The sequence below is a fragment of the Aureimonas flava genome (genome assembly GCF_003583935.1).
Lineage (GTDB): Bacteria > Pseudomonadota > Alphaproteobacteria > Rhizobiales > Rhizobiaceae > Aureimonas > Aureimonas flava.
In genome coordinates, this window is the sequence record NZ_QYRN01000003.1 from 159,258 (window position 1) to 185,057 (window position 25,800).

A 25,800-nucleotide genomic window follows, 5' to 3' on the forward strand; every position below is an offset into this window, starting at 1 on the left:
CCGTCGAGGGCGATCCCGACCGTCATGTGGCAGCTCGGCAACAGGCGCCGCTCGGCCGGGATGACGTTCGCTGCGATGAATAGTCCGGCAACCTTAAGGCAAGTTTAACCGGGGCACCCAACCGCAGGGCTTAAAACCTTCAATCGTCAATGACTTACGGGTTTTGAAGAGACGTCATCACGAAGGTTTTCAGGAGGGGAGGACATGTGATGCGGCATCCGCATGGCACGGCTTGAAACGACCCGCCCCCAGCCCTGAACCCCAACTGTAACACAACGATAAGCATGCCCTATTTTCGACACGATATCGCCGCAAGTGCGTCTTTTCGTTAGGATTTCGGCGTTTTGGGCGGGAGGGGGCCGCAAACCCTCTCGCTAGGCGAGGCAGCCGGAAGCCTCTTGCACTCTCGAATCGACCTCTGCATTGTCGCTGCCTTCGTCGATCGGCCCGCTTCGAACGGGCCGATCGGGGCGCTGCCTCAGGCGTAGACGTCCATCACCTCGGCCAGGAGCTTCAGTGCGTCTTCCTTGGACCGCTGGAACGAATTCCGGCCGATGATCGAACCGTTGCCGCCGCCGTCGCGGATCGCCCGCACCTCGTCCAGAAGCTCGCTCGTGTTCTTCGCGGCGCCGCCCGAAAAGACCACAATGCGCTTTCCGGCGAAGGATGCCTGCATCACGTGACGCACCCGATCGGCCGCGCTGGTGCGGGCGATCGCGTTCTTCTCGTAGGTCGCCTTCGCCTCGGCGAGGTCCACATGGTCGGTCGGCAGCTTGACCTTGATGATCGTGGCCCCGAGCAGCGCCGCCATGTGCGCGGCATAGGCGATGATGTCGAGGCCGGTCTCGCCCTCCTTGGTCACCTTGCCGCCGCGCGGATAGGACCAGACGACCGTCATCAGCCCGCGCGACTTCGCCTGGAGCGTGATCTCGCGCAGTTCCTCCATCATGTCGTAGGAGTCGTCGGCGCCCGGATAGATGGTGAAGCCGACGCCGACGCAGCCAAGGCGCAGCGCGTCCTCCACGGTGCCCGTCAGGGCCTGGTCCTGCTTGTTGACCAGCGAGTTGCCGCTGTTCAGCTTGAGGATCAGCGGTACCTCGCCGGCGAACGTGTCGGCCCCCTGCTCCAGGAGGCCGAGCGGCGCCGCGTAGCCAGACACGCCGGACTCGATCGCAAGATTGTAGAGATAGTGCGGGTCGTAGGCGATCGGGTTGGGCGCGAAGCTGCGGGCCGGCCCGTGCTCGAACCCCTGGTCGACCGGCAGGATCACGACGCGGCCCGTCCCGGCCAGGCGTCCGTGCATCAGGAGACGCGACAGGTTGGACTTCAGGCCGGGCGTCTCGCCCTCGTACCAGGACAGGATCTTGCGGACGGTATCGGTTCTCAGCATCGGCGTGACTGCCCTCTTTACGGATCGCGACGCGCCGTCACTCCCGGCGCCGCCGATGTCATGAAGACCTCTCCGCGACAGGTAAAGCGTCCCGCAAGCATTCTCGCACAATAAAATCGGTTCAAAGGGTTCGAGCTGAATTTCTTCTGATCGCGTTGCTTTTCGAGGCGGCGCTCGGATTCCATGAAGTTCTTCCCGACGGTCGCCACGGACCGGCCGCAGGCATGCGCGCAAAAAGAAAAGGAGGGACGAATCCCTCCTTCTCGTTCAGCATATGACGGCCCGCGGCATCAGTCGCGGTAGTACCCGACCGTCCGCTTGGTCCGGCCGACGAGGCCGCCCACCGCGCCGGCCGCGAGGCCGAGGAGCAGGCCGACGAAGGCCGCGAAGGCTGCGCCGGATGCCGCATCCGCCGCCTGTCCGGCCGCCTGACGGGCCTGTTCGACAGCCTGATCGTACTGCTGCTGGAACTGGTTCAGGCGCTGCTCCGCCTCGGCCTGGCTGATGCCGGCTTGCGAGGCGATCATCTGGACGGCCGCGCTGCGCTGCTGCGGGGTCGCGTCCTGCCCGAGGCCCTGGAAGATCTGCGAGACGGCGGCGCCGAGATCCTGCTCGCCGGTGGTCTGGCGTGCCTGGTCGGCGGCCTGCTGCGCCTGATCCTGCACCTGGCCGGCCGCCTGCTGCGCCTGATCCTCGCCGCGCGCGAGAAGCTGGCGGGCCTGCTGCTGGAGTTCGGGCGGGAGGGCATCCAGCGAATCCGGGACGACGCCCTGCACCGCCGAGCCGAGCGACGACACGGTCGAGCCGAGCGCGCCGAAGGCGGTGGTCACGAGGGACGATGCGCCGCTCGTCAGGAGGTACACGGCCACCAGCGTCGCGGTCGCCCAGGTGGTGATGCCGTGCAGCGCGCCGTCGCGCTTGGAGGCGCTGCCGGCGAAGCGGGCGGCCGCGTAGGCGCCCAGGAAGGTGGCGATCAGAATGGTCAGGACCGCCCAGATGCCGCTGGCCGAGCCGAAGCTCGCGAGTGTGGGGTTGTCGCCGCCCTGCGGGTCGAGCGTCGCCAGCCCGATGCCCAGCCCGAGAAGCGCCAGCATGATCTGGAACACCAGCGCGAGGATCGTGCCCGCGATGATGGCACCCCAGGAAATCCGCTTCAGCGGCGCCGCCGCGTATGCACTGCGATCGACCACATCGACCATTTTGCTTTACTCCACCCGAGACTCGACCGCTTGTGCAGCGGCGGTGTGATACGCCGTCCGGCCCGAAGCCGGCAGTCCCATGGGTAAATGGAGCGGCCGAATGGTTTTCCAGGGAGTTCCGACGTGATTTCGGGGGCCGTGGAACGGCTGGCCGCCCGCCTTCGCCTGCGGGACGCGAGCTGGGAGGAAGTGGCCGCGCGGCTGATGGCCATCGACCCCGGTCTCGTCCGCCTGCACTTGGCGCTGCGCGTCACCCTGGCGGCCGCGCTGGTGCTCTGCTGCCTGCTGCTGGCCAACCATGCGATCATGTCGCTCTCGCCCGCCGCCTTCGCCGCCGGCCTCCTGTTCGCCATCCAGGGCGTCGTGTCGATCCGCGATCCGTCCGCGCACCAGCGGCTGCGCACGCGCCTCCTGTCCGGCATGGCGGGACTGGCGACCATCGCCCTCTTCAGCCTTCTCGTGTCGCAGCCGCGCGTGGTCGACGGCCTGTTCCTGGTGGTCGCCTTCACGGCCGTCTTCGTCCGGCGATGGGGCCCGCGCTGGACGGCCGTGGGCATGTTCTCGTTCATGGCGAGCTTCGCCGGCGCCTATTTCCGCCCCCAGCTGACCGAACTGCCGGGCATCGCGCTCGCCATCGCGGTCACCGGCACCGCCGCCTACCTGGTGCGCGAGATCGTGGTGCGGGACCGTCCGCTCGCGGATCTGCGAAGTGCCCTCGCGGGGGTCGACCATCGCGTCGGCCGCGTCGCCGCCCTGATCGGCGAAGGCGGGCGAAGCGGTTGGTCGGACCGGCGACGCCGGCGGGTGCGGGCCGCGCACCAGGGCGTGCGCGACGCGATGGGCGTGGTGGAGGCGATGCTGCCGGACGAGCCCCAGCGCGGTGAGGCCGCACCGGGGGAAACACCGCTGGCGATCGAGCTCTTCGATCTGAACCTCGCGCTGGAATCGGTTCTGGCGGAAGCCCTGGCCCACGACATCGCGGGCGAGGCCGCGCGCCGGCACTTAGCCGACAGTCTCCGGCGCCTCGCGCGCCTGCGGCGGCGGCTGCGCCGGGCGGCGGCCGCACTGACCGAGGCCGACCTCGCTTCCGGCCTCGGCCCCGCCATGCCGGCGCGGCCCGGAACGGCCGGCCCCTTCTGGCGCGACGACGCGACGCGGCTCGCGCTGCAGGTGACGCTCGCCTGCGCCCTCGCCATGGCGGGCGGCATGTGGCTTTCCGCCGACCGGTGGTTCTGGGCGGTGCTCACCGCCTTCCTGGTCTTCACCAACGCGCAGTCGCGCGGCGACACGGCGGTGCGCGCGCTCGGCCGCGCGGGCGGGACGGCGGCCGGCATCGTCGCCGGCATGGGCATGGCGACGCTGCTGCACGGGCAGTTCGTCCCCAGCCTCGTCCTGTGCGCGCTGTGCACCTTCCTGGCGTTCTTCTTCCTCCAGGCGTCCTACGGGACGATGACCTTCTTCCTCACGGTCACGCTCTCGCTGGTCTACGGGCTGCTCGGCAACTTCACGCCCGACCTCCTGATCCTGCGGCTGGAGGAGACGGTGATCGGCACGGCATCGGGGACGCTGGTCTCGTTCCTTGTCTTCCCGCAGCGGACCAGCGCCGCCACGGGCAAGGCCGTCTCCGCCTTCCTGAAGGACCTCGACCGTCTGATGCAGGCGATCGAGGAGCGGCTCGACGGCAACGGATCGGACTGGCGGCTCTACGCCATCTCGCGCGCCCTGGACCGTCGGCATGCGGCGATCCTGGCGGCGAGCCGTCCGCTCGGACGGAGCTGGGCCTCCGGCGCGCGGCGGCGTTCGGTGCGGATCGGGCGGCTGCGGTTCGCGGTGATCAGCCATTGGGCCCACCGGCTCGCCGCGGCCTGCATCCGTCCGGTGGACGACGTGCCGGCGCTGCGGCGCGAACTGGCGCGGTGTCGCAGGTCCATCGCCGCGGTGGCCGGGCCGGACTTCTTCCAGCGGATGGCGACCCCTGCCCACTTCGCCGCGGCCGGGGCGCCGGACGGCTCCGCCGAGGACGAACTGGACCCCGTCCTCGCCGCGCGGGCGGTGAACCACACGCTGGCGCAACTTCTGCCCGAGGCTCCCGCCGATCCTGGCGCCAGCCTGGGTGCGTCGCAGGGAAGCGCCTGAAACGGCTTCACAAACCGGCCGCGAACGTGGCATTGGCGCATCACAGGGGGACTTTCCCTTCGGGCACGACCAAGTTTCCCTGGCGCCGTCGTCGTTCCGCCCTCTTTCTGACGGCTGCGTCCTGGGCATGCGCCCTGCCGACCCGACACTTGTGAAGGATCTTCGCCGCGTGACCTCGCTCCCCCTCGACCAGCGCCGCAGCCGCTTCCTCCCGCTCTTCGGCGGGGCCGTGCTGCTCGCGCTTGCCGGCTGCCAGAGCGGCCCGACGCTTCAGGCCATCAGCCTCGACCAGGCGCAGGGTTCGGCCGAGAACCTGTCGTCCCTCACCGCCGCCGTGAACGCCGATCCGCGCAACCCGGAAGCCTACAACGTGCGCGGGATCGCCTATGGCCGGTCGGGCGACAACAAGCGGGCGATCAGCGACTTCACCACCGCGATCCAGCTCGATCCGAACTTCTACCAGGCCTATGCCAACCGGGCGCTGGTCCTGCGCCAGACCAACCAGAACGCCGAGGCGGTGGCGGACTACAACCAGGCGCTCCGCATCAATCCGAACTACGATTCGGCCTATATCGGGCGCGGCAACATCTACCGGCTGGCGGGACGCAACCGCGAGGCGCTCGGCGACTTCCAGCGCGCCATCGACCTCAGCACGACCGATCCGCGCGCCTACCACAATCGCGGGCTGCTCTATCAGCTCGACGGGCAGCACCGTCAGGCGATCGAGGATTTCTCCACCGCGATCTCGATGGACGCCAATGCGCCCGAGCCCTATTCCGGCCGCGCGGTGTCTTACCTGGCGCTGAACAACGTCGAGGACGCGGCCGACGACATCAACCGGGCGATCCAGCTCGACGGCAAGCGCGCCGAGTTCTGGGCCACGCAGGGCCTCGTCCTGGAAGCGCGGGGCGACAAGGCGAAGGCCTTCCGCTCCTTCTCCCACGCCGCTTCGCTCGACCCGAACTATCAGCCGGCGAAGGACGGCGCGGCCCGCACGCGCGGCTCGGCCGGCTCCTGACGTTTCAGCGCGTCACGTTTCGTGACGCGCCGCCGTCCGGCGGCGGGGAAACCATACCCATGGCAAATGGTTAACGGCGCGAACCCGCGTTTCAAGCCGAGTGACATGCCATGAAGAAGACCATTCTCGCCGCCCTCGCCCTGGCCTCCGCGGCCGCCCTCCCCTCCGCCGCGCAGGCGGGGGCCAAGGTCGGCACCCTCGTGTGCCGGAGCCAGGGCACGATCAACCAGGTCGTCTCGTCCAGCGAGACGGTGCTTTGCGACTACATCCCCTTCGGCCGCACCCGCGCCTCCGAGACCTATGTCGGCACGCTCGACACCTACGGCGTCGATCTCGGCATCACCGGGCGCACGTTGTCGACGTGGTCGGTGCTGGCCGCCAGCTTCCAGGCCGGCCAGCCGGACTCGCTCGCCGGGCGCTACTACGGAACCAGCATCGACGCGTCCTTCGCGGTGGGCGTCGGCGGCAAGTCGCTGATCGGCGGACCCGATCGCGGCTTCACCCTGCAGCCGACCAGCCTTCAGATCCAGGAAGGCGTCAACGCCACGGTCGGCGTCGCCCGGCTGACGCTGGACGAGGCGCAGCCGGTGGGCATCGTCTACAAGCCCTGAGGCATCCCCCGACGCAGAAAGGGCCCGCACTCGGTGCGGGCCCTTATCGATTCCGGCAGGCGGGGGATCAGTGGTGCGGCTCGAGGTCCGGGCGGTCGGTCTTCACCTGCGCGTCGCCGCCCAGCACGTAGCTCGCCACCACGAAGAAGACCACGGCGGCCAGCACGCTGAGGATGATGCCGGCGCTCGCCACCAGACCCGCCAGCATGCCGAGCAGGATCGCGACCACCGCGATGGACCCGTACTTCACGAGCCACAGGAAGCCCATGTAGGTCCTGTCGTGCTCGGCATAGTCCATCGTGGTGCCCTTCCACTCGTAGCCCTGTTCCTCGGCCATACGCTCAATCCTCTCCGCCACGGCGTGCTGGCTGCTGTTATACGGCAAGCGGCCGGGGTGACAATCGCCGCCGCGCAACGCCGCCCACGAAAACGGGGCGCCGAGGCGCCCCGCTTGCGATCCGCGATCGGTCCCCGGCGATCAGGCCGCCTGGCGCTTCTCGTGCCGGCCTTCCTCGACCTCCTCGATGATCTTGGCGATGAAGGCCGGCAGGTCCTTCGGGTTGCGCGAGGTGATCAGCGCCTGGTCGGTCACGACCTCCTCGTCGTGCCAGCGGCCGCCGGCATTGACGACGTCGGTCTTGATCGACTTGAACGACGTCACGTCCCGGTCCTTGATCACGCCGGCCTCCACCAGCAGCCAGGGCGCGTGGCAGATGGCGGCCAGCGTCTTCTTGGAATTGTAGAAGTCGCGCACGAAGGTCACCACGGACTCCTCGGCGCGCAGCTTGTCCGGGTTGATCTGGCCGCCCGGCAGGACCAGGGCGTCGTAGTCGGACACGGAGACCTCGGACAGAACCTTGTCGACCGGCACGCTCTGGCCCCAGTCGGTCTCGTCCCAGCCCTTGATGGAGCCGGCCTCGAGGGACACGACATCGACGGTCGCGCCGGCGGCGCGCAGCTTCTCCAGCGGCTGGGTGAGCTCGGACTGCTCGAAGCCGTCGGTGGCGAGAATGGCGATCTTGGCGTTGCGGATGCTGGGCATCGGTATCGAACCTTTCGGATCGCGGGCATGCCTCGTCCGGGACCCAAGTCCCGGCATCATGCCCACTCTTGTTGGTGTTCGCTTCACCAACGGGCGTCCGACGGGAGGGTTCCTCGGTTCAGTCGCGACCGTCCGCCTCGCCGTCGATCGCCGCCGACGCATGCGTGTAGGAAAAGCCGGCGCGCATCAGAGCGGCGACGTCGCGGTCGCGGCGCTCGGCGCGCTCGCGCAGGCGGTGCGGTCCAAGGCGTCGGCGCCGGGCGAGCCGGCGCGCGGCCTCCGCCTCGTCGGTCTCGTCGCCAGCCATCACGGCGGAGACGGTCTCGCGGTCGACGCCCTTTTCCGCCAGCTTCGCGGCACTTTGCCGCTGCGAGGTGCCGCGCCGACGCAGGGAGGCGAGCCGCGCCTCGGCGAAGCTTCGGTCGTCCAAGAGCTTCAGCTCCACGAAACGCGCCACCGTTTCGGCGATCAGCGGCTCGAACGCGCTCGCCTCCTCGCCGCGCGCCAGCGCACGTCGCATCACCTTGCGCTCGAGTACGCGGCGAAGGTTCGCCTGCGTGGAGGCATAGCGCTCGAGATAGTGACTCGCCGCGCGAAATAGCCAGTCGCGGGTGACGGGGCGCGCAATCTTGGCGTTGCGGGGTTCGTCGCTCATGCCGGACATCTAGTCCGCCGAGCGGCCGAGGTCACGCACATCGGCCCCCGCGCGCCGGGGCCGACGTTTCCGTCGGAAGACGGTCACCGCGCGTCAGGCGGCGGCCGCCGCCTCCAGCATGCCGCGCTCGCGGATCACCGTGGTGGCCTGCACGTCGTGGCCGAGGATGCCGATCTCGTAGGCGATCGTGGCCGCTTCCGCGCGAGCGCGTTCGAGGCCCGGCGCGACGTCCTCGCTCAGCGTGAAGAGCGTGCCGCCGTGGAGGAAGGGCGCTTCGTAGGCCGCCCGCAGCACCAGGCCGACGTCGATCCGCGCGGTGGCGGAGCGTTCGATCATCGCCTCGATGGTGCGCGCGACGCGGCTCGGGATGGTGGTGACGCCGCTGGCGACGAAGGCCCAGTCGCGGCCCCGGCGGCCCTTGTCGGCCTCCGTGGCGAGCAGGCGGTCGGTGGCCAGCGCGGCGTAGGCGGACAGGGGCGAGAAGCGGACCGGGATCAACGCGCGGTCGGACAGGCGGGCCCCCGCGCGGATCATCTCGGCATTGTCGCCGGCGTCGATCACGGCGAGATCGCCTCGGCGGCGGGCGGCGCGCACGATGCGCTCCAGCGTGATCTCGTCATCCGCCACCTCGACCGTGCAGAGCGAGGGGCAGCCGGGCTTGCGCGCCCAGTCCACCAGATCCTTGTCGCGGCCGGCGTCGACCAGCACGACCGGGATGTCGGCGGCGGCGGCGACGCCCGCGAGCGTCAGGGCGAGGGTGGTGGAGCCGGAGGTTTTGAGCGAGCCGATCGACAGGACGGGCGTCATGGGTTTTCCTTCTGGAAGCATCGAGCCGTCGCCCCGCGAGGCGAGACCCACGCACCCGGACTGGCGGGCGACAAGCGATGGCCACCTTTAAAGCGCGCGCTGCTTGACCGGGCCTTGCGGTCGGGCGATCGGAAGGACGGCGTGATTCGCCCCACGCTCCGCCCCGAAGCCGAGGACCCGAGACCGTGTCACACAGCGCGCCCCTGATCGCCGTGCCCGCCGATACGCGGGTGTTCGACAACTACGAATGGCACGCCGCGCCCTCGACCTACCTGGCGGCGATCGCGCAGGCGTCCGGCGGCGTGCCGGTGATCGTGCCCGCGCTGGTGGACGAGGCGGCCCTCGACGTCGTGCTCGACCGGGTGGACGGGGTGCTGGTCACCGGATCGGCCTCCAACGTCCATCCGAGCCGCTACGGGGTGGCGCCGACCGCCGCGCACGAGCCGTTCGACCCGGCGCGCGACAGGCTGACGGACGCGCTGATCCGAAAGGCGCTGACACGGGGGACGCCGCTCCTCGCGATCTGCCGGGGGCACCAGGAGCTCAACGTCGCCCTGGGCGGCTCGCTGGCCACCGAGATCCAGGAATTCGAGGGCCGTATGGACCACCGGGCCCCGACGCACCCGGAGCAGGACGCGCGCTTCGCGCTGCGCCACCCGGTCAGCGTCGAGCCCGGCGGACGGTTGGCGACGATCGTGGGCGACGGTCCGGTGGAGGTGAACTCGCTGCACCGGCAGGCGATCGACCGGCTGGCCGACGGCCTCGCGGTCGAGGCCCGCGCGCCGGACGGCACGGTGGAGGCGGTGTCCGTGGCGGACGCGAAGGGCTTCGCCCTCGGCCTCCAGTGGCACCCGGAATACTGGGCGGCGAGCGACCCGGCCTCGCGCGCCATCTTCGAGAGCTTCGGCGCGGCCTGCCGCGCCTTTCGCGATCGACGGGCGGCGCGCTAGCGCGGGAGGGACGCGAGCAGCAGCCCGAGGCCGACCGCGACCAGAAGCAGGGCGCCCCCCGCTTCCAGCCCGGTGCGCAGACCCCTGCCCCAGGCCCCGCCCCGCCCGGCCAGGAGGGCGAGCCCCTTGCCCGAGACCGCGATCGCGGCGATCGCCGATACGGTGATCGCCGTGCCGAGTGCCATCGCCAGAACCGACAGGCCACCTGCGCCGTAGAGCCCGTTCATCAGCGCGAAGGTGAGCACCACGATGGCGCCCGAGCAGGGGCGCAGGCCGATCGCGACCACGGTGGCGAGGCCGGCGCGCCACGAGAAGGCGGGGCTGGCAAGGAACGTCGGCTCCAGAATGTGCGGCCGGCCGCAGTCGCAGGCGTCGCCCGCAGGATCGTCGCAGATGTCGGCGCCATAGCCGCCGGAGGCGCGCAAGGCGCCTGCCTGCCGCGCCCCGCCGGCCTCGGTGAAGGTGCCCCGCCCGGCGAAGGCGAGGCCGCCGCGCGGCGCCGGCGCCAGCGTGCGAACCCGCACCATCAGGCCGCGCAGGAGCGGCCAGCCCTTGCGGACCAGCAGCCAGGCGCCCACCAGCGCGATCATCGCATAGGAGCCGAGCTCCAGCCCGAAGGCGAGCTCGGTCATCGACAGGCCGGACCCTCGCAGCACGAACCAGCCGAGTGCGACCACCGCGACGGCCGAGAGCGCCTGCACCAGCGCGGCCGCGAAGGACAGGACGACGCCCCGGCGCAGGGCGACCTCGTTGGCCAGCATGTAGGACGACAGGACGGCCTTGCCGTGGCCGGGCCCGGCGGCGTGGAACACGCCGTAGACGAAGGACAGCCCCGCGAGCCAGGCGAAGCCGCCGTGGCCGTCGCGCAGGGCGACCAGCGCCTGGCGCAGATCCACGAAGAACGCGCGCTGGACGGCGAGGATCTCCATCATCAGCCCCGCGAAGGGTCCGCTCGGCGCGGGCGTCGCCTCGGCGCTGCCGATGCCGAGCGAGGATTGCGCGTGGGCGGCGGCGGCGGCGGCGAGCAGAAGGCACAGCGCAGCCGCGAGACGCGTCAGCCCGCCTTGCACGAGACGTCCACCCGGGTCGCCAGGAGCTGGGAGAAGTTCACCCCGTCCTCCGGTATGGCCTGGCCCGGCTTCAGCATCGAAACCGAGCTCATCCACTCGCTCGCGTCCTCGTCGGGGTCGGGCCGGGTGTAGGTCTTGGTGCAGGTCTTCGGCATGTCGAGGAGCTGGAAGGCGTTCTTGTCGGCGAAGTCGAAAGCGACGAAGTAGGATTCGTCGTAGACCGAGAAGGTGACCGGCGCCGCCTTGAGATCGACCGGCTCGGCCGGCTTCATCTCGAAGAAGAGCAGGAGCTGGCCATGCTCGAACAACCCGCGGATCGCGGCCGGCGGCTGGAGCTTCACGTCGCGGTTGCCGACGCTGACGAAGGTGTAGAACTCCCACTCGGCGATCGACTGGCGCACCGTCTCGGCCACCGCCTGCACCTCGTCGTCGTCCAGCGTGCCGTTGCCGTTCTTGTCGAAGTCCACCACCACGCTGGAGGAGAACAGCTCGTCGAAGCGCCAGATGTTGCGCACGGACGAGAGCATGCCGTCGGCCGTGCCGACGATCTCCATGCGCGAATCGGCGAAGACATGCGGATGGGCCTCGGCCGCGCCGCAGCACGCCAGCAGCGCCACCGCGGCCGCTCCGCCCAGGAAGGTTGGTCGACGCATGCTCGCCCCCGGTTCGCTGCCCCGCGGGAGGGACGATTAAACCAAGGCGAAAGTGGGGAGAAGCCCCTTGCCGCTCAGCGCAGCACGACGACCCGCGCCCCGACGTGGACCCGCTCGAACAGGTCCATCACGTCGTCGTTGCGCATGCGGAAGCAGCCGGCCGAGGCGGCGGAACCGATGGAGTTCGGCGAGTTGGTGCCGTGGATGCGATAGGTGCCCCACCCGAGATTCATCGCGCGCTTGCCGAGCGGATTGTCCGGCCCCGGCCCCATCGAGGCGGGGAGGGTCGGCTTCTTCTCGCGCATGGAAGGAGTCGGCACCCAGGTCGGATTAAATCGCTTCTTGGAGACCCAGCTCGTTCCGAACCACTGCTCGGTCGGCTTGCCGACGGCGATGTCGTACTGCAGGGCGGTGTCGTCGCCGGTGACCAGGAAAAGCTGGCGCGCGCCGGTCATCACCACGATCGTGCCGGGTTCGTAGTCGCCGATGAACACCGTCTCGCGCGCCTGGACGCCGGCATGGGCCGCCGGGCCAGCCCCGAGAAGGAAGGCGGCGGCGAGAAGCGGGACGAGACGGCGCATGCGGGACCTCGGGCATCCAGGAACGGGGCCGGGGTCGGCGCGTCAGGCGGCGGCGCTCATCTCCCGGCCGGGACAATTCTTGCGGAACCAGGTTGCCAAGAAGTCAACGAAGACGCGCGTTCTGGCAGGAAGATGCCGCCGGTGCGGAAACACCGCGTAGATGCCGGCGTCCTTCGGCACGAAATCGTCCAGGACGCTGACCAGACGCCCGGCCGCGATCTCGGGGCGGGCGACGAATTCGGGCATCATCGCAATCCCGAGACCCGCCAGCGTGGCCGCGCGCACCGTGTAGGGCGAGTTGGCCGAGAATCGGCCCGACACGCTGATGGGGATCGGATCGCCGGTGAGCGGATCCTTGAAGGTCCAGTTGTAGAGGATCTTGGCGTTGGAATCGATCACCGCCGGCATGCGCGTGATATGGCTCGGATGCGTGGGCACGCCGTGGCGCTCCAGGAACTCCGGCGTCGCGCAGATGGTGAAGTCGAGACTGCCGAGACGCCGGGCGATCATCGCCGAATCGGTCAGCCGCGTCATGCGGATCGCCACGTCGAAATTGTCCTCCAAGAGGTTCACGAAGCTGTCGTTGAGATGGAGGTCGAGCGAGATGTCCGGGTGGGCGGCCGAGAACTCCACCAGGCTGAGGCCGAGCTCGGCGTCGCCAAAGGTGCGCGCGGCGGTCACGCGCAGCGTGCCCTTCGCCTCTCCCGTCGCCTCGCGCGCCTCCTCGTTCAGCGTTTCAAGGTCGGCGAGGATCGCCGAGGCGCGCGACACGTAGACCTCGCCGGCCGCCGTCAGCGCCACCTGCCGGGTCGTGCGGTTGATCAGGAGCACGCCGAGCTCGTCCTCCAGCTCGCGCACGTACTTGGACAGGAGCGCCTTGGATCGGCCGGTCTTGCGCGCGGCCGCCGAGAAGCCCCCATTCTCCACGACGGCGAGGAAGGCGCGCATGCGGGTCAGGGTGTCCATCGGCATATCTCTCGTGTGCGAAACTGACCGGTGTTGCCGTCTGACGACATGATGCACCGAAGTCCAGCGCGAATTCAAAAAGCGGGACCGGACGTGATTTTCTTGTTGTGTATGACAGACGGCTTTCCTATATCCCCGCTTGCCCAATGTCGCACGTGCCTGTGGGCGTCCCCCGGCCCTTCGAATGCGAAGGTCACCGGGACGGTAACTGGAGAGATCCTCCAGATCGGTTTCGCTGCTGGCGAAATCGTGGACGCCTTGAAGCAACGACGGTGAGGGCCTTTCTGGTCTCTCCTGGTCTCCATAGCCGGGAATACTGCAGAGGCACACCTTCCTTGCCTGAAGTGCGGCGGGCCCAGCCCTCCAATCCACGGCAGACTTTCGGATCCTTCGACGGCACGTCGCCGTCTTCGGGTCCACGAATGTCGCGTTTCGCGTTCGCATCACGTGCGGGGTCTCCATCGGCCGCGCGTGGGAACGAATGCGTGCGCTCCTCGTCAACCTCATGGTTAACCGGAGCTTCCGATGGCTACGCAGCGCATCCTCGACTTCATCGCCACCCGACGTCCCGCCGGGCCTTGCCTGGTGGTCGATCTCGACATCGTCGAGGACAATTTCCGCGCCTTCCGCAAGGCCCTGCCCGACTCCTCCATCTTCTATGCCGTGAAGGCCAATCCCGCACCCGAGATCCTGCGTCTCCTGGCCTCGCTGGGCTCGTCCTTCGACTGCGCGTCCGTGGCCGAGATCGAGATGGCGCTGAACGCCGGCGCTACGGCGAACCGCATCTCCTTCGGCAACACCATCAAGAAGGAGCGCGACGTGGCGGCCGCGCATGCGCTGGGCGTCTCGCTCTTCGCGGTGGACTGCGTCGAGGAGGTCGAGAAGGTGGCCCGTGCGGCGCCCGGCGCGCGCGTGTTCTGCCGCGTGCTGACGGACGGCGCCGGCGCCGAATGGCCACTGTCGCGCAAGTTCGGCTGCGTGCCCGCCATGGCGATCGACGTCCTGACCCACGCCCGCGACCTCGGGCTCGTCGCCACCGGCGTCTCGTTCCATGTCGGTTCGCAGCAGTGCGACACCGAGGCCTGGGACCGCGCGCTGGGCGACGCGGCCATGGTGTTCGGCCAGCTCGCCGAGCGCGGCATCCAGCTCACGCTGGTGAACATGGGCGGCGGCTTCCCGACGCGCTACCTCAAGGACGTGCCCTCGGCTGAGGCCTACGGTCGTTCGATCTTCTCCGCCCTGCGCCGCCATTTCGGCAACAGGATCCCGGAGACGATCATCGAGCCGGGTCGCGGCATGGTCGGCGACGCGGGCGTGATCAAGGCCGAGGTGGTGCTGGTCTCGCGCAAGTCCGCCGAGGACGAGAACCGCTGGGTCTATCTCGACATCGGCAAGTTCGGCGGCCTCGCCGAGACGATGGACGAGGCGATCCGCTATCCGATCGTGACGGCCCGCGACGACGACCGCAAGGAGCCCTGCGTCCTCGCCGGCCCGACCTGCGACTCGGCGGACGTGCTCTACGAGAAGACCCCCTACCCGCTGCCGATCTCGCTGACGGTGGGCGACGAGGTTCTGATCGAGGGCACCGGCGCCTATACGACGACCTACTCGGCCGTCGCCTTCAACGGGTTCGAGCCGCTCCGCTCCTACGTCATCTGACGGGCGGACCGCCCGTCCCCTCCCGAGCATCCCTTCCGGCGCCGCCCGCGCCGGAGGGCCCGTCGCCGGCGCCCCGTTTGCGGGCGCCGCGCTTTCGTTCGTCCCCTTCCCGGAGGATGACCGCCGATGTTCGCGCGCGCCCCCTTCTTCGCCGACCTTCCCGCCCCGACGCCCGCCGTCCGCCTGCGCGCCGAGACCGCCGCGGACGAGGCCGCGCGCGAGGCGTTGCTGGACGCCGCCATGGGACCGAACCGCCGCCGCAAGTCGTCGGAGGCGATCCGCCGCGACCGCCTTCCGGCGGAGGGCCTGTCGCTCGTGGCCGAATCGGACGCGGGCGAGCTCCTCGGCACCGTGCGCCTCTGGAACGTCGCCGCCGGCGCGCGGTCGGGCGAGCCGGTCCCCGCGCTGTTGCTCGGCCCGCTCGTGGTCTCGTCGTGCTGCGAGGGCCTCGGCATCGGCTCGGCCCTGATGCGCCGCGCCGTCGCCGAAAGCCGCTGGCGCGGCCACGCGGCCATCGTCCTGGTGGGCGACGCGCCCTTCTACGAGCGTTTCGGCTTCGGTGCCGACATGGCGGCCGACCTCGTCATGCCCGGTCCCTTCGAGCGCCACCGTCTGCTCGGCCTCGCCCTGCGCGACGGCGCGCTGGCGGGCGCGGCCGGGCTCATCGTTCCGACGGGCCTGCCGGCTTCGCGCGCGCTCGCGGCCTGAGCCGCAGGCGGTCGGGGGGGTGTTTATTCACCCTAGCCGGCCCTTTGCCTTTGCCCCCGGCCCCCGAACGTGCTTCACCTGAAGCAGGGGAACGACACCGCCGCCGACGCCACCGGCTTCGGCGGCCTTCCACGATGGCATGGCTTGGAAACGGGAATGATGGGGGATGCTGCGGCCCGACTGGCCGCCGCCGAATGCAGGATCGCCGAGCTGACGCGCGAGAACGAGCGTCTTCGGTCCCATGCGGAGATCGCGGCCGACGCAGGGGCGTCGACGGCGCTGTCCGGCGCCGTCTACGAGACCCTTCTGGCCAATGTCGCGGACTACGCGCTGATCGCGACGGATCTCGAGGGGCGCGTGATCCTGTGGAACCAGGCCGCGTCCGACGTCTTCGGCTGGACCGGAGCCCAGCGGCTCGGGCAGCCGGTGGCCGACCTCTTCACCCCGGACGACCGCGTGGCGGGCCGCGTCGAGGCGGAGATGGCGACCGCCGCGCGCGAGGGCCGCGCCACCGACAACCGCTGGCTGCTGCGTGCCGACGGCAGCACCTTCTTCGCGCGCGGCGAGCTCGTTCCGCTGCTCGACGGGACCGGCGGGCGCATCGGCTTCCTGAAGATCCTGCGCGACCGGACCGAGGAGGAGATCGCACGCCTGGAACTCGCGGCGAGCCGCGAGCGGCTCCAGTTCGCGCTCGACGCCTCGGCGCTGATCGGCACCTGGGATTGGCTCCTGCCGCAGGACATCGTCTACGCCGACGCGCGCTTCGCCGACCTCTACGGCGTGGACGAGGCGCAAGCCGCCTCGGGCCTGCCGATCGAGAGCTATCTTCACGGCATCCACGCCGAGGACAGGACGCGCGTCGCGGCGGCGATCCAGGCTGCGATGGAGGCCGGCGGCGACTTTTCGGCCGAGTATCGCACCGTGCGGCGCGACGGCGACGTGCGCTGGATCCACGCGCGGGGCCGCTGCTTCCTGAACGATGCGGGGCGCCCGGTGCGCTTTCCGGGCGCGGTGGTGGACATCACCACCGACAAGCTGCGCGAGCGGCGGCAGGCCGCGCTCCTGCGCCTCGGCGACGAGGGCGGCTTCGGCGAATCCGTCGACTACACGCTGAAGGCGCTGCATCTCCTGGGCGAGACGCTCGAGATCGGACGCGTCGGCTATGCCAAGGTGGACCCGACCGAGACCTTCGCCGCGATCGTCGGCGAATGGACCGCGCCCGGCCTCGTCCCCTTGTCCGGCCGCAAGCGTATCGCCGACTTCGGCAGCAGCCTGGCGGACGCCCTGCGCGGCGGGATGGCGGTGGTGGAGGACGTCCGCGAAGATCCTGCGACGCGCGACGGGGCGGCGGCCTGGGAGGCGATCGGCTCGCTGTCGATGATCAACCTCGCCGTGCAGGAGAACGGGCGGCTCGAGGTCATCCTGTATCTGCACCACACGTCGCCGCGCCGCTGGTCGGACGACGAGATAGGCTTCATCCGCGAAGTCCTGAACCGCTCCTGGACCTATTCGCGCCGCCGCCGCGCCGAACGCTCGCTGATCGAGACCGAGGCCCGCCTGCGCCTCGCGCACGAGGCGGCCGAGATCGGCAGCTTCGACTACGACCTCCAGACCGGCGACATGGTGTGCGACCCTCGCTGTCGCGAGATTCTCGGGATCGCCGACGACGAAGCCGTGACCTTTGCCGGGACGTTCCGCCCCCGGATCCATCCGGAGGACCAAGAGCGGGTCGAGGCGGCCGTGCGGCAGGCGACCGGCGCCGAGGCTCCGGGAAGCTTCGATCTCGTGTTCCGCACGGCCCCGCGAGACGTGGCGGGGTCGCGGACCGTCCACGCCAGCGGTCAGAGCGTGCTCGCCGACGGCGCGCCGGCGCGCATCGTGTGCGCGGTTCGCGACGTGACGCAGGCCAAGGAGGCGGAGGAGCGGCAGGCGCTGCTGACGCGCGAACTCCAGCACCGCGTCAAGAACACGCTGGCCATGGTCAACGCGCTGGCGAACCAGACCATGCGCCGGGCGGCCAGCGCGCAGGAGGGGCTCGCCGCATTTTCCGCGCGGCTGATCGCGCTGGGCCATGCCCACGACATCCTGACCCAGACGAGCTGGACCAGCGCGCCCATCGAGGCGATCGTGGCCCAGACGCTCGCCTCGCACGGCGACGGCGGGCGCATCGCCTGGCACGGGCCCGACATCCGGCTGACGGCGCGCCAGAGCCTTGCGCTGGCGCTGGCGCTGCACGAACTCGCGACCAACGCCGCGAAATACGGGGCCCTCTCCGACGAGCGGGGCGAGGTACGGATCGAATGGCGGGTGGATCGCGCCGAGCGCGAGAGCCTTCGCTTCGAGTGGCGCGAGAGCGGCGGCCCGCCCGTGGCCGCCCCGGAGCGCAAGGGCTTCGGCTCGCGGCTCATCGAGCAGTCGCTGGCCGCCGAGTTCGGCGGCGAGGTCACCGTCAGTTACGATCCCGCCGGCCTCGTGTGCACCATCGAGGCCGATCTTCAGGTCGCACCGGAGGACAACGTCCTGCCGGCCCGGCTCGGCGAGCCCTGATCGCCCTCAGCCGGCGATGTCGATCACGCCGGCCTCGCCGCTCTCCGTTCCGAAGGCCAGGAAGCGGCCCTTGGGGTCCCAGGCGAGCGTGCGCGCCGCGCCCGAACCGCCGCGCCGCAGCAGCGCCTCCTTGGCATCGGAGATGCGCACGGCCAGGATCATCCCGTCCGCGTAGCCGATGGCCACCACGTCGTCGGCGGGATGGCAGGCGACGGCCACGACGCTCGTGTCGCCTCGCGTGCCGAGTTCCAGCGGCGCCTTGCCCATCGGCCCGTCCTTGCCCGAGAACGGCCAGAGGATCGCCGCCGGCGCGCCCGAGGTCGCCAGGAACTTGCCCTTGGCCGACCAGGACAGGCTCTTCACCTTGGAGGGATAGCCGGTCATGCGCATGTGCTTGCCGTCGTCGAGCCGCCAGCCGTGCAGGGCATTCTCCTGCATCACGGTGACCAGGAAGCGCCCGTCCGGCGAGAAGGCGACGCCGGTGTGGGCGCCCTTCCATTCCAGCTCCTGCGCCTTGGCGTCCGTTCCGGCGAAGAACAGCGAGGCGCCGTCGTAGCGAGCCGTCGCGATCCGCAGGCCCTTCGGCGCGAAGGCGAGATCCTCGACGGTCCGTCCGTGCGCGAACTCGCGCGTCTCGCACTTGGCCTCGCGCACGAAGGCCGTGCGACCCACGGCATAGCCCACCGCACCGCCCGGCCCGCCGGCCACGGCCGAGATCCACTTGCGGCCCGCCGACGCGATCTCGGCGCATTGCCGGTCCGGCCCGGTGGCCACCACCCGGCCGTCCTCGCCGCCCGAGAGGAGGCGCGGCGCGAACGGGTCGGGCCGGGCGCAGAGGAGCCCCTGCGCATGCGCCTCGACCACGGTTTCGCCCCCGGCGGGAAAGCGGATCGTACCGTCCGAGAGCGCGAAGACCGGCTCGTCCTTCAGGAAGGCTGCGGTCTCGACATGGCCGTCGAACGAATAGGGGGCGATCTGCGGCATCAGGCGGGCGTGGCCTCGCGCGTCTTGGCCGCGCAGGACAGGAACTCGGCCTCGAGGCGGGCGGCGTCGAGATCGCGGCCGATGAAGACCAGGCGGCTCTCGCGCGGCTCGTCGTCGCGCCACGCGCGCTGGTGATCGCCCTCGATGATCATGTGCACGCCCTGCACCACGTAGCGGTCCGGGTCGCCCTTGAAGGCGATGATGCCCTTGAGCCGCAGGATGTTGGGACCTTCCGTCTGGGTCAGGTTCTGGATCCAGGGGAAGAAGCGGTTCTGGTCCAGCTCGCCGCCGCGCAGCGAGACGGAGGTGACGGTGACGTCGTGGATCGGCGCGACCTCGCCTTGGTCGTGGTGGTGATGCCCATGGTCGTGGCCGTGGTGGCCATGGTCGTGCCCGTGATGGTCGTGGCCGTGCGCATGATCGTGATGATGGTGGTCGTGGTCGCAGTCCGGGCCGCAGACGTGGTCGTCATGGGCCTGCGCCGCCGCTTCCAGGAAAGCCGGATCCTGGTCGAGCACCCGCTTCAGGTCGAAGGCGCCCTGCCCCAGCACCCGGTCCAGCGCGATGGCCGAGCGCTCGGTGCGGTGGATCACGGCGGAGGGGTTGATCGCCCGTACGGTCGCCTCGACGCGCGCCAGTTCCTCCGCGGTCACGAGGTCCGTCTTGTTGAGGAGCACCACGTCGGCGAAGGCGATCTGGTCTTCCGCCTCGCGCGAATCCTTCAGGCGCAGGCCGATATGCTTGGCGTCCACCAGGGCGACCACCGCGTCGAGCCGCGTCCTGGCGCGCACGTCGTCGTCCATGAAGAAGGTCTGCGCCACCGGCACGGGATCGGCGAGGCCCGTGGTCTCCACCACGATCGCGTCGAAGCGGCCGGCGCGCTTGGTTAGCGTCTCCACGACGCGCACGAGATCGCCGCGCACGGTGCAGCAGATGCAGCCGTTGTTCATCTCGTAGATCTCTTCGTCGGTCTCGACGATGAGGTCGTTGTCGATGCCGATCTCGCCGAACTCGTTGACGATCACGGCATAGCGGCGGCCGTGGTCCTCGGTGAGGATTCGATTGAGCAGCGTCGTCTTGCCGGAGCCGAGATAGCCGGTGAGCACGGTGACGGGAATCTGGCCCTCGGTCGGGCGGGACGTGTCGGACATCGGGATGCCTCCTTGCCTGGAGCGCCCGATATAGGCGCCTCGCGTCAGCTTTGCACGGGGCCTGGCGGCCAATCCACGGCGGCGACGTCCGCCAGGAATTCGGCAAAGCGCGCGGCCTGATGCTCCAGGATCGCCCGGCCGATCTCGGCCGTTCCGAGCCGCGCGTCGCCCACGGTGCCGACGGGGTTCAGGTCCTGCGCCAGCCAGCCGAAGCCGAGCCGCCCGTGGGCGCGCAGGTGCCGGCGCTCGGCGGCGAGCCGCGTTTGGAGCGACGGCCGGTCCGCCACGCGGTCGCGCCGCACGAGATCGGGCCGGATATGGAGCATCAGCGCCGTCTCCAGCGCGCCGCCATGGATGCCGGTCGCCACCTCCGCTTCGGGCAGGAGCCCGGGGGGCAGGCCGAAGCGGTTCCACGAGGCGCTGGCGCACAGGAGGCCGAGCCGGCGGCGAAGCTCCAGCGCGGCGGCCTCCACCGCCGGCGTATTGCCGCCATGCGAGGAGACCACGGCCATGCGCGCGAAGCCGGCCGCCGCGACGCCTTCCCCGAGGCGCACGATCGTATCGGCCGCGATGCGCCAGCCGAGCGACAGCGTGCCGGGAAAGTCGAGGTGCTCGTCCGAGGCGCCGACGCGCAGCACGGGCAGGAACACCGCCTCCAGCGCGTCGGGCAGGCGCGCCATGGTCCCGGCCACCATCGCGTCGGCGATCAGCGCGTCGGTGCCGAGCGGAAGGTGCTCGCCGTGCTGCTCCACGGCCGCCACGGGCAGGACGGCCACGGCGCGGCCGAGCGTCTCCCGTCGTTGGCCGAGCTCGGCGCTGGTCAGGTCCTCGAATCGTCGCGCGAGCGGCATCGGCGTTGTCTCCGGGCGGGAACCAGGCTTGTAGATCCACCCGCCGGATGGTGAAAGGGCGCTGGCGTGGACAAGACCGGGAAGCCCGGTCATCCTCGCGCCTCTGTGCCGGGTGGTCGAGTATGGGCGAGCGCAAGAAGATCAAGGGAGCGGCCGTCGGCGTGCAACTGACGCTGACCGCGCGTGCCGTGCGCAACGCGCTGTCGCACGAACTCGCCGCCCGCGGACTCTATCCCGGACAGGACGCGGTGCTGCTCGCGATCGCGCAGGAGGAGGACGGCATCTCGCTGCGAGATCTGGCCGAGCGCCTCGCGGTGCGCCCGCCCACCGTCACCAAGACCATGACGCGCCTGTCGGCGCAGGGGATCGTGGTGCGCCGCGCCTCCCGCTCCGATGCGCGCCAGAGCTTCGTCCACCTCACGGACAAGGGGCTCGGCCTCGTCGCCGAAGTGCGCGCGGCCCGCGCCGCCGTTGAACGGCAGGCGCTGAAGGGGCTCAAGGCCAAGGACGCCCGCCGCCTGCGCAAGGTCCTGCGACGGGTGGAGCGCAACTTCGCCGACGCCGCACCGGCCGACGCGCCGGCGGAGACTGACGATTGAAGCCGTCCGGTTGCGTCGGAAGAAGCCAGTCCTTACACCCGAACCGTCAGAATACGCGCATGGACATGGAACGGCACTAGGTGGCGCAAAAGGTCAAACTGTCGACGATCGCCGAGCGGCTCGGCCTGTCCACGGCCACCGTATCGCTGGCGCTGCGCGACAGCCCCCTCGTCGCCGAGGTCACGCGCGAACGCATCAAGGAGGAGGCCCGCACCTCCGGCTACATCTACAACCGCCGGGCGGCCAGCCTGCGCACCTCCAAGTCCGGCATCGTCGGCGTGTGCGTCCACGACATCATGAACCCGTTTTACGGCGAGATCCTCAAGGCGATCGAGGACGAGCTCGACCGCCACCGCCAGACCTTCGTTCTGTGCAACCACTACGACGACCTGTCCAAGCAGCGGTCGTTCCTGGACACGATGCTCCAGCTCGGCGCCGACGGGCTGATCATGTCGCCGGCGATCGGCACGCCCGCCTCCGACATCCGCCTCGCCGAGGACAACGACCTGCCCGTGGCGCTGATCGCCCGCACCGTCGAGGGTTCGGGCGTCGCCTCGTTTCGCGGCGACGACGCCTACGGCATGTCGCTCGTGGTGCGCCACCTGATCGCGGAAGGGCACCGCGCCGTCGCGCTGGTCGGCGGGACGGACCAGACCTCCACAGGCCGCGACCGCGCCCAGGGCTACCGCGACGCGCTGGCTGAGGCCGGCATCGCCTTCCGCCCCGAATGGTGGATCCGGGGCGCGCGTTCGCGCCACCAGGGCTTCGACGCGGCCGCCGAGTTCCTGGCGCTGCCCGACCGTCCGAGCGCGGTCGTCTGCTTCTCCGACCTCGTCGCCCTCGGACTGATGTACGGGCTCTCGCGCGCCGGCGTCCGGCCGGGCGTCGACATCGCGGTCTGCGGCTACGACGACATCGACGAGGCCGCGATCGCCATGCCGCCGCTGACCACCGTCGCCAACGGGCAGTCCGAGGTCGGCCACCGCGCCGCCGGCGCGCTGCTGGCCCGCCTTAGCGGCGCGCCGGCGGCGGAAGAGCTCGTGCTGATCCGCCCAGAACTGCGCGTCCGCCAGTCCAGCCTGCTTGACTTCGGCATCGTCAATCCGTCCCCATGAAAGTGAGCGCCCGCGTGTCCAGTCCCAACGACGCCACCGTCCTCGTCTTCGGCCCCTACAACGGCGACGGCGTCGCCGAACTCGAGCGGCGCTTCACCGTCCGCAAGCTGGAGAAGCGCGACATCGACCTTCTGCCGGAGGGAGAACGCGGGGCGATCCGGGCCGTGGCCGTCGCCGGCCACCTTCCCAACGCGGTGATCGACGCGCTGCCGAACCTCGAGATCGTCGGCCATTTCGGGGTCGGCTACGACGGCGTGGACGCCGCGCACGCCGCCACGCGCGGCGTGGCCGTGACCAACACGCCGGACGTCCTGACCGAGGAGGTCGCCGACACGACCCTCGGCCTGATCCTGATGACGGTGCGCGAGCTCGGCCAGGCCGAAGCCCACGCGCGGGCCGGTCGCTGGAGCGCCGAGGGGCCCTTCCCGCTCACTCGCTTCAGCCTGCGCGGCAAGACGGTCGGCATCATGGGTCTCGGCCGCATCGGGCTCGCCATCGCCAAGCGCCTGGAGGCGTTCGGCCTCACCATCGCCTATCACAACCGCTCGCGTCGCACCGACGTGCCCTATGCCTACCACGACACGCTGGAAGGGCTGGCCCGCGCGGTGGACATCCTGGTCGTGGCCGCGCCCGGTGGGGCGGCCACCGACAGGGCTGTGAACGCTTCCGTGCTGCGGGCCCTCGGCCCGGAGGGCATCTTCATCAACATCGGCCGCGGCTCCACGGTGGACGAGCCGGCGCTGATCGCGGCCTTGCGCGACGGCACGATCGCCCGAGCCGGCCTCGACGTCTTCGCCGACGAGCCGCATATCCCGGATGCGCTGATGGCCCTGCCCAACGCCGTGCTGCTGCCGCACGTCGCCTCCGCATCGCGCGACACGCGCCGCGCGATGGGCCTGCTGGTCGCCGACAACCTGTCCGCATGGTTCGCGGGGGAAACGCTGCCGACGCCGGTGCCGGAAAGCGCGGATGCCGGTCTGACCCGCGCCAAGGCTTCGTGATCGCGACGCGGGTGCTCCTGCCTTTCGCGTGATCCAGCCCTGGGTTATGTTGCACTGCGATCATCCGCATCGACATCCACAATCTGGGAGACGGCCGATGACCGTTCTCCGGCTTGGAAGACGCCGTCGCCTTCAGGGCGCGGCGTTCGCGGCCTGCCTTGTTCCTGCGGCGGCTTTGCCGCTCGCCACCGCCGCCCACGCGGCCCAGCTCGAAGCCGCGCTGCGCACGGCGAGCGATCTGGCGCTCGCCGCCAGCGCCCGCCTCAACGCGCGCATCGAGGCCGTGCGCGACCCGGACACGGTCGCCATGTCGGCCGTCGATCTCGACCTGCGTCTCGCGCGGGCCCAAGCCGACCGAACGCTGGACCCCTTCCTCGGAAGCTCCGAGCCCGACATGCCGGTGCTCCTTTGGGACAACGATTTCGACTGGCGCCCGGTGCCCGCCGTGGAACTCGAGGTGAACCGGCGCACCACCAGCGACGGCACCGGCGACCTTTGGGGCAGCGGCGTCATCGAACTGGGCCGGGACCCCGACGGCATGATCGCCTCGCGACAGTCGCGCGCCGACGTCGCGACCGGCTTCGACCTGCCGCTGTCGGCGCGGGGCGCCGCCGGCGTCGCGGCGGGGTTCAACCGCGCCCAGGGCGGCACGGGCACGCTGGACCTGCCCACGGTCTCCACCTACGGCACGTTCGCGCCGACGCCCGCGAGCTTCGTCGATCTCGCCGCGGGTCTCGGCCCGCTGCACGCTTCGGCGGCCTCGGCCGGCGGCGCGATCGACGCCGGCGAGGCGGGCTTTGCCACCGCGACCTACGGCTCGCGCTTCCTTGCCGGCACGGTCGTGCTCTCGCCCTACGGACGCGTGGAAACCGCCGTGATCCGCGCGCAGCCGCGCGGCGTCGACGCGCGCAGCGCCCTTCTGGCCAGCCGGACCTCGGCCGTGGCCGGCATCAGAACGACGCGGCCGATCGTCCGGCCGGACTACACGCTCGCCCCCGCCCTGCGCGTCGAGGTGCGGCAGGATCTGGCGCGCGCGCAATCGCTCGGCCGCCTGGTCAGCCGGGAACTCACCATCGCACCCGAGATCGAGACGGAGCTCGCACCGAACTGGACCGCGCGGGTCGAGCACCTGTCACGGTTCGGCGGCGACGGCGACACGCGCTCCCTGCAACTGCGGCTCGAGGCGAAGTTCTAGCCTTCCGTTTGTTCCCGGGCGTTCCCGCCTCCGATGCGGTTGATCGTTGCTGCACTGCAGCTACCATGGCTTGCCGATCATGGGATCGGAATCAAACGGGACATGGAGTCGGGGCGATGAGCTTGGGTTGTTCGGTGGCGCGGTTCGCGGCGGGCACGATGTTGGCGGCCCTGTCGACGCAGGCATTCGCCCAGGAGGCCGGCGCATCGCGGCTGGACCAGGTGGTCGAGCGCAAGGTGCTGAACGTGTGCACCACGGGCGACTACCGCCCGTTCTCCTACCGGCCCGGCGGTGCCAACGACTTCGTGGGCATCGACATCGACCTCGGCCGTTCGCTCGCCCAGTCGCTCGACGCCGAGGCGGTCTTCATCCAGACCAAATGGTCCGACCTCCTCGCCGACTTCCAGTCGAAGTGCGACATCGCCATGAGCGGCATCTCCGTGACGCTGCCTCGGCAGCGCGAGGTCTCCTTCAGCGCCATGTATCTCGTGAACGGCAAGGCGCCGATCGTGCGCTGCGAGGACGTCTCGAAGTACCAGACCATCGAGGCGATCAACCAGCCCGCGACGCGGGTCGTCGTGAATCCCGGCGGCACCAACGAGAAGTTCGCGCGCACCAAGCTCGCGGACGCGCAGATCCAGCTCTTCCCCGACAACCGCGTGATCTGGCAGGAGATCGCCGAGAACCGGGCAGACGTCATGGTCGCCGAATCCGTCGAGGTGAAGCTCCAGGCGAAGCTGCATCCCGGCCTGTGCGCCGTGAACCCCGACCAGCCGCTCCAGTACGGCGAGATGGGCTTCCTGCTGCCGCGCGGCGACACGGCGTTCAAGGACTACGTCGACCAGTGGCTGCACCTGGCCAAGGCGACGGGCGAGTTCGACCGGATCTTCGACGCCAACATGAAATGATCGC

Annotated in this window: 25 protein-coding genes; 12 read left to right on the forward strand and 13 right to left on the reverse strand. The window is 70.3% G+C overall.

The genetic code is table 11. The features are described from left to right. Positions 1-478: 478 nt before the first annotated feature. Both D3218_RS06405 and D3218_RS06410 read right to left on the reverse strand, forming a co-directional pair. Positions 479-1,390 carry a class I fructose-bisphosphate aldolase gene (locus D3218_RS06405; protein ID WP_119539088.1) on the reverse strand — a complete coding sequence of 304 codons (912 nt, stop codon included), beginning with the start codon at positions 1,388-1,390 and terminating at the stop codon, positions 479-481. Between the two features lie 290 nt (positions 1,391-1,680). Continuing rightward, the gene (locus D3218_RS06410; RefSeq protein ID WP_119539089.1) at positions 1,681-2,589 is read right to left on the reverse strand and encodes a PhnA-like protein; all 909 of its coding nucleotides are present in this window, start codon (positions 2,587-2,589) and stop codon (positions 1,681-1,683) included. Positions 2,590-2,712: 123 nt separating this feature from the next. Here D3218_RS06410 and D3218_RS06415 point away from each other — a divergent pair, with 123 nt between their 5' ends. From D3218_RS06415 to D3218_RS06425, 3 genes are all read left to right on the forward strand, one after another. Beyond that, the gene (locus D3218_RS06415; protein ID WP_168990426.1) at positions 2,713-4,725 is read left to right on the forward strand and encodes an FUSC family protein; all 2,013 of its coding nucleotides are present in this window, start codon (positions 2,713-2,715) and stop codon (positions 4,723-4,725) included. Positions 4,726-4,852: 127 nt separating this feature from the next. Further along, positions 4,853-5,743, forward strand: coding sequence for a tetratricopeptide repeat protein (locus tag D3218_RS06420; protein ID WP_119539091.1), 891 nt, complete (start codon positions 4,853-4,855; stop codon positions 5,741-5,743). 110 nt (positions 5,744-5,853) lie between these two features. Then, on the forward strand, positions 5,854-6,354 hold the full coding sequence (locus D3218_RS06425) for a DUF992 domain-containing protein (protein WP_119539092.1): 501 nt from the start codon (positions 5,854-5,856) through the stop codon (positions 6,352-6,354). Positions 6,355-6,421: 67 nt separating this feature from the next. Here D3218_RS06425 and D3218_RS06430 read toward each other — a convergent pair whose 3' ends face one another. The 4 genes from D3218_RS06430 to D3218_RS06445 form a co-directional block, all read right to left on the reverse strand. Further along, positions 6,422-6,691, reverse strand: coding sequence for an aa3-type cytochrome c oxidase subunit IV (locus D3218_RS06430; RefSeq protein WP_119539093.1), 270 nt, complete (start codon positions 6,689-6,691; stop codon positions 6,422-6,424). 141 nt (positions 6,692-6,832) lie between these two features. Next, on the reverse strand, positions 6,833-7,396 hold the full coding sequence (locus tag D3218_RS06435; protein WP_119539094.1) for a type 1 glutamine amidotransferase domain-containing protein: 564 nt from the start codon (positions 7,394-7,396) through the stop codon (positions 6,833-6,835). A 118-nt stretch (positions 7,397-7,514) separates the two neighbouring features. After that, positions 7,515-8,051, reverse strand: a complete 537-nt coding sequence (locus tag D3218_RS06440; protein ID WP_119539315.1) for a regulatory protein RecX — start codon at positions 8,049-8,051, stop codon at positions 7,515-7,517. Between the two features lie 93 nt (positions 8,052-8,144). After that, positions 8,145-8,858: a chromosome partitioning protein ParA gene (locus D3218_RS06445; RefSeq protein WP_210209646.1), complete on the reverse strand. Its 714-nt coding sequence runs from the start codon at positions 8,856-8,858 to the stop codon at positions 8,145-8,147. A gap of 185 nt (positions 8,859-9,043) precedes the next feature. Here D3218_RS06445 and D3218_RS06450 point away from each other — a divergent pair, with 185 nt between their 5' ends. Beyond that, a complete protein-coding gene (locus tag D3218_RS06450) occupies positions 9,044-9,808 on the forward strand; it encodes a gamma-glutamyl-gamma-aminobutyrate hydrolase family protein (protein WP_119539095.1) in 765 nt (254 codons plus the stop codon). Here the strand turns inward: D3218_RS06450 and D3218_RS06455 are convergent. From D3218_RS06455 to D3218_RS06470, 4 genes are all read right to left on the reverse strand, one after another. Then, complete coding sequence (locus tag D3218_RS06455; RefSeq protein WP_119539096.1) at positions 9,805-10,878, reverse strand: nickel/cobalt transporter; 1,074 nt, start codon at positions 10,876-10,878, stop codon at positions 9,805-9,807. The two genes, D3218_RS06450 and D3218_RS06455, sit on opposite strands and share 4 nt — an antisense overlap. After that, a complete protein-coding gene (locus tag D3218_RS06460) occupies positions 10,863-11,531 on the reverse strand; it encodes a DUF1007 family protein (RefSeq protein WP_119539097.1) in 669 nt (222 codons plus the stop codon). The genes D3218_RS06455 and D3218_RS06460 overlap by 16 nt, the downstream gene beginning before the upstream one ends. 74 nt (positions 11,532-11,605) lie before the next feature. Next, the gene (locus tag D3218_RS06465; protein ID WP_119539098.1) at positions 11,606-12,112 is read right to left on the reverse strand and encodes a L,D-transpeptidase; all 507 of its coding nucleotides are present in this window, start codon (positions 12,110-12,112) and stop codon (positions 11,606-11,608) included. Between the two features lie 42 nt (positions 12,113-12,154). Continuing rightward, positions 12,155-13,078, reverse strand: a complete 924-nt coding sequence (locus D3218_RS06470; RefSeq protein WP_168990427.1) for a LysR family transcriptional regulator — start codon at positions 13,076-13,078, stop codon at positions 12,155-12,157. Positions 13,079-13,603: 525 nt separating this feature from the next. Between D3218_RS06470 and odc2 the strand changes: the two genes are divergently transcribed. From odc2 to D3218_RS06485, 3 genes are all read left to right on the forward strand, one after another. Continuing rightward, complete coding sequence (gene odc2, locus D3218_RS06475; RefSeq protein ID WP_119539099.1) at positions 13,604-14,737, forward strand: ornithine/lysine decarboxylase; 1,134 nt, start codon at positions 13,604-13,606, stop codon at positions 14,735-14,737. A 126-nt stretch (positions 14,738-14,863) separates the two neighbouring features. Beyond that, positions 14,864-15,445 (forward strand): GNAT family N-acetyltransferase, encoded by a 582-nt coding sequence (locus D3218_RS06480; RefSeq protein WP_119539100.1) that lies wholly within the window; start codon positions 14,864-14,866, stop codon positions 15,443-15,445. Between the two features lie 156 nt (positions 15,446-15,601). Further along, a complete protein-coding gene (locus D3218_RS06485) occupies positions 15,602-17,992 on the forward strand; it encodes a PAS domain-containing sensor histidine kinase (protein WP_245414942.1) in 2,391 nt (796 codons plus the stop codon). Positions 17,993-17,998: 6 nt separating this feature from the next. Here the strand turns inward: D3218_RS06485 and D3218_RS06490 are convergent, their stop codons facing one another. The 3 genes from D3218_RS06490 to D3218_RS06500 are packed head-to-tail and all read right to left on the reverse strand — an operon-like array spanning position 17,999 to position 20,978. Further along, complete coding sequence (locus tag D3218_RS06490; RefSeq protein WP_119539101.1) at positions 17,999-18,976, reverse strand: WD40 repeat domain-containing protein; 978 nt, start codon at positions 18,974-18,976, stop codon at positions 17,999-18,001. Next, positions 18,976-20,127, reverse strand: a complete 1,152-nt coding sequence (locus tag D3218_RS06495; protein ID WP_119539102.1) for a CobW family GTP-binding protein — start codon at positions 20,125-20,127, stop codon at positions 18,976-18,978. The genes D3218_RS06490 and D3218_RS06495 overlap by 1 nt, the downstream gene beginning before the upstream one ends. Before the next feature lie 44 nt (positions 20,128-20,171). Continuing rightward, positions 20,172-20,978, reverse strand: a complete 807-nt coding sequence (locus D3218_RS06500; protein ID WP_119539103.1) for a creatininase family protein — start codon at positions 20,976-20,978, stop codon at positions 20,172-20,174. Positions 20,979-21,100: 122 nt separating this feature from the next. Between D3218_RS06500 and D3218_RS06505 the strand changes: the two genes are divergently transcribed. The 5 genes from D3218_RS06505 to D3218_RS06525 all read left to right on the forward strand — a co-directional run bounded on the left by D3218_RS06505 (position 21,101) and on the right by D3218_RS06525 (position 25,796). Beyond that, positions 21,101-21,577, forward strand: a complete 477-nt coding sequence (locus tag D3218_RS06505) for a MarR family winged helix-turn-helix transcriptional regulator (RefSeq protein WP_119539104.1) — start codon at positions 21,101-21,103, stop codon at positions 21,575-21,577. Positions 21,578-21,657: 80 nt separating this feature from the next. Then, positions 21,658-22,692 (forward strand): LacI family DNA-binding transcriptional regulator, encoded by a 1,035-nt coding sequence (locus D3218_RS06510; RefSeq protein ID WP_119539105.1) that lies wholly within the window; start codon positions 21,658-21,660, stop codon positions 22,690-22,692. After that, positions 22,689-23,693 carry a 2-hydroxyacid dehydrogenase gene (locus tag D3218_RS06515; RefSeq protein WP_119539106.1) on the forward strand — a complete coding sequence of 335 codons (1,005 nt, stop codon included), beginning with the start codon at positions 22,689-22,691 and terminating at the stop codon, positions 23,691-23,693. The genes D3218_RS06510 and D3218_RS06515 overlap by 4 nt, the downstream gene beginning before the upstream one ends. A 175-nt stretch (positions 23,694-23,868) precedes the next feature. Then, positions 23,869-24,888: an autotransporter domain-containing protein gene (locus D3218_RS06520; protein ID WP_136625060.1), complete on the forward strand. Its 1,020-nt coding sequence runs from the start codon at positions 23,869-23,871 to the stop codon at positions 24,886-24,888. 116 nt (positions 24,889-25,004) lie between these two features. After that, positions 25,005-25,796, forward strand: coding sequence for a transporter substrate-binding domain-containing protein (locus tag D3218_RS06525; protein ID WP_245414944.1), 792 nt, complete (start codon positions 25,005-25,007; stop codon positions 25,794-25,796). Positions 25,797-25,800 lie beyond the last annotated feature (4 nt).